The 408-nt window shown below is 36.0% G+C and carries 1 protein-coding gene; it reads left to right on the forward strand.

Going from position 1 to position 408, the window contains the following annotated elements; translation table 11 throughout:
- The coding region (locus EXE10_RS21245; protein WP_139846424.1) for an integrase core domain-containing protein at positions 1-347 on the forward strand (347 nt) is incomplete at its 5' end.
- Between the last annotated feature and the right edge of the window lie 61 nt (positions 348-408).

The following is a 408-nucleotide window of genomic DNA, read 5'->3' on the forward strand; positions in this document are numbered from 1 at the left end:
TAAATGAAGCTATTGAAAAATATGGTCGACCTGAAATATTTAATACAGACCAAGGCAGTCAATTTACCAGTGATGCATTTATTGATGTATTGAAATCAAATGGCATTCAAATCAGTATGGATGGTAAAGGTCGATGGGTTGATAATGTGATGGTTGAACGATTATGGCGGAGCGTTAAATATGAAGAGGTGTATCTCAAAGCTTATAGCAGTGTCACAGATGCGAAAAAGCAATTGAGTGCATATTTTGAGTTTTATAATCTGAAACGACCTCATTCGAGTCTAGACAAAATGACACCAAATGAGTTTTACTATGATCAGCTACCGCAACAAAACAAGGTGGCTTAACTAGAGCAGAATATCACTTATAAATACGCTTTTAGTTGTTCAAACAAGTGGAACCACCTCT

The sequence above is a fragment of the Acinetobacter sp. WCHAc060033 genome, assembly GCF_004209125.1.
Classification (GTDB): Bacteria; Pseudomonadota; Gammaproteobacteria; order Pseudomonadales; family Moraxellaceae; genus Acinetobacter; species Acinetobacter wuhouensis.